This is a genomic window from Photorhabdus temperata (assembly GCF_025384845.1).
GTDB classification, from domain to species: Bacteria; Pseudomonadota; Gammaproteobacteria; order Enterobacterales; family Enterobacteriaceae; genus Photorhabdus; species Photorhabdus temperata.
In genome coordinates this window covers 1-3115 of sequence record NZ_JAJAFX010000132.1, presented here as the reverse complement: position 1 = coordinate 3115, position 3115 = coordinate 1, and the positions used below count along the sequence as shown (strand labels likewise).

Below are 3115 nucleotides of genomic sequence, written 5' to 3'. Positions count from 1 at the left end.
CGGATTGACGGTACTTGACCCCAATATCTTGCCTGAACAGGCGGACAGCAACCCGCAGAGAGCGGGGCTGACTGACCGTCATTTAGCCTATGTGATTTATACTTCCGGCTCCACGGGCGTGCCAAAAGGGGTGATGATTGAGCACCGGAATACCGTGAACTTCCTGCACTGGGCACAGCAGGCTTTTGGGGCGGAAGAGGTCCGGGAGACGCTTTTCTCGACGTCAATGAATTTCGACCTGTCCATTTTTGAATTTCTTATGCCGTTGTCTTGTGGTGCGGCGATTCATCTGGTCGATGATGTCCTGTCATTGATGCGGCATGCTTTGCCGGTGACCCTGATTAACTCAGTCCCGTCGGCGATGAAACCGTTATTGCAGGCTCAGGCGCTGATGGCGTCGGTTCATACCGTCAATCTGGCGGGTGAACCGCTTAAACGTGCCCTGATTGAACAGATTTTTGCAGAAGCGCCGGTACAGCGGTTATGTAATCTCTATGGGCCTTCCGAAACGACAACGTATTCTGCCTGGTTGCCGATACAGCGGGGTGACAGGATTATTGAAAGTATCGGGCGTCCGATAGCCAACACCGGCCTTTATTTGCTGGACGTTTATGGTCAGCCGGTGCCGCTGGGCGTGGTGGGTGAAATTTATATCGGCGGGGCGGGGGTGGCGCGGGGCTACTTCAATCGCCCTGACCTGACGGCGGAACGGTTCCTTCTCGATCCGTTCAGTGATAACCCGGGGGCGCGGATGTACCGGACCGGGGATTTGGCGCGTTATCTGCCGGACGGCAATCTGGAGTTTCTGGGCCGCAACGACCAGCAGGTGAAAATCCGTGGTTTCCGGATTGAACCGGGGGAAATTGAGGCCCGGTTGCTGGAGCACCCGGCCGTGAGTGAATCGGTGGTATTGGCACAGGGTGACGGGCCGGAGAAACGGCTGGTGGCTTATGTGGCGGCACCGGCGGATGAGGGATTGATTCATAGTCTGCGTGCCCATCTGAGTGTTCAGCTACCTGACTACATGGTGCCGTCGGCCTTTGTGCGGCTGGCGGCGTTGCCGTTGACGCCGAACGGTAAACTGGATCGCCGGGCATTGCCGGCCCCGGACAATGAAGCTTATGCCCACCGGGTTTATGCCGCGCCGCAGGGAGAAACAGAAATTGCCCTGGCAGCGATTTGGCGTGAAATTTTGGGGATTGAGCAAATCAGCCGGTATGACAATTTCTTTGCGTTGGGGGGGCATTCGTTGCTGGCGGTACGGGTGATGAACCGGGTCGCGGCTTTCGGGGTTGAACTGTCGCTGGCGACCCTGTTTAAATTCCCCACTTTACTGGCGTTGGCTGAGGTCATGCAGGGCGGGTCTGGTCAGGCGGACACGGTCCTGCCGGCCATCCTGCCGATATCCCGTGAGGGTGAGTTACCGTTGTCATTTGCTCAACAGCGCCTGTGGTTCCTGGCGCAGCTTGAGGGGGTCAGTGAAACTTATCATATTCCGATGGTCCTGCACGTGTGCGGTCAGCTGGATAGCGTGGCCTGGCAGCAGGCGCTGGATAGCGTGTTTGCCCGTCATGAAGCGTTACGCTCTGTCTTTGTCTCGGTTGATGGTCAGCCGCAAGTGCAACTGTTGGCGCCGGATAGCGGCCTGCGGTTATCCCAACATGACCTGCGGGGGCTCCCGGAGGCGGATGGTGTGCTTGAACGCCTGTGTGCGGAAGAAGCGCGTGCCCCATTTGACCTTGAGCGTGGTCCGCTTATTCGCGCTTCGCTGATCCGGCTTGCCGATGATGAATACCGGTTCCTGCTCACCCAGCATCACATTATTTCCGATGGCTGGTCTGTCGATGTGCTGATACGCGAACTGAGCACACTCTATACGGCGTTTCTGGCCGGGCAGCCGGCACCGTTGCCGCCGTTGACGATCCAGTACCCGGATTACGCCGCCTGGCAGCGTCAGTGGCTGTCGGCTGAACGGACCGGGGTGCAATCCGACTATTGGCGAGCCATGCTGGCTGATGCCCCGGTGCTGCTGGATTTACCCACTGACCGGCCTCGTCCGTCGGAGCAGTCATTTATCGGGCATACCGTGCCGGTTAACCTGGATACGGCATTAACGGCCGCGCTTAAACGCCTGAGTGAGCAGCACGGTGTGACGTTATTTATGACGCTGTTGTCAGCCTGGGCCGTGGTCCTGTCGCGTCTGTCCGGTCAGGAAGCGGTGGTGATTGGGACACCGAGTGCCGGTCGCAGTCGTCAGGAAGTGGAACCGCTGATCGGGTTCTTTGTGAATACGCTGGCGTTGCGTATTGATATCCCGGGTGAACTGACGGTGACGGAATTACTGGCGCAGGTACGACAAACCGCCTTAGCGGCGCAGGCGCATCAGGATTTACCGTTTGAGCAGGTAGTGGAAATTGTGCAGCCGCCGCGCCAGCTGGCGCATACCCCGTTGTTCCAGGTGATGTTTGCCTGGCAGAGCACGGAGGGAACGGAGTGGCAATTACCGGGGCTGGCGGTGTCACCGGTCAATCAAGCCTTTGATGTTGTCAAGTTTGATCTTGAACTGAGCTTGTCAGAAGAGGCGGGCAGGATTGTCGGTGCGCTGAGTTATGCCTCGGCGCTGTTTGATGCTCCGACAATGGCGCGACAGGTGGGATATCTGCACGCGGTGCTGCAAGCGATGGTCGCGCAGGCTCAACAGCCAGTTGGGGAGATTGATATCCTGGCCCCGGCGGAGCGCAGGTTGTTGCTGGAAACCTGGAACGCGACGGAAACCGCCTATCCTGAGCAATTGTGCATTCATCAGTTGTTTGAACAACAGGTGGCGCAAGCCCCTGACGCGCCAGCGTTAGTGTATGAAGAGCAAACTCTCAGTTATGCCGAATTAAATGCCCGTGCCAACCGGCTGGCCCATCAGCTGATTGCACTGGGTGTCGGACCGGATCAGCGGGTGGCGATTTGCGTGTCACGTTCACCGGCAATGGTGGTGGCGGTATTGGCGGTGCTGAAAGCCGGTGGCGCGTATGTGCCGTTAGATCCGGTTTATACTGGTGAGCGTCTGGCCCATATTCTGACGGATGCGGCTCCGGCTATTTTGCTGGCGGATAACCCCGGA

Annotated in this window: 1 protein-coding gene; it reads left to right on the top strand. The window is 58.1% G+C overall.

Translation table 11 applies throughout. The annotated features are described in order from the left end of the window. Positions 1 to 3115, top strand: a 3115-nt coding sequence (locus tag LGZ99_RS23760) for a non-ribosomal peptide synthetase (protein WP_262979777.1), incomplete at both ends; no start/stop codon positions are given.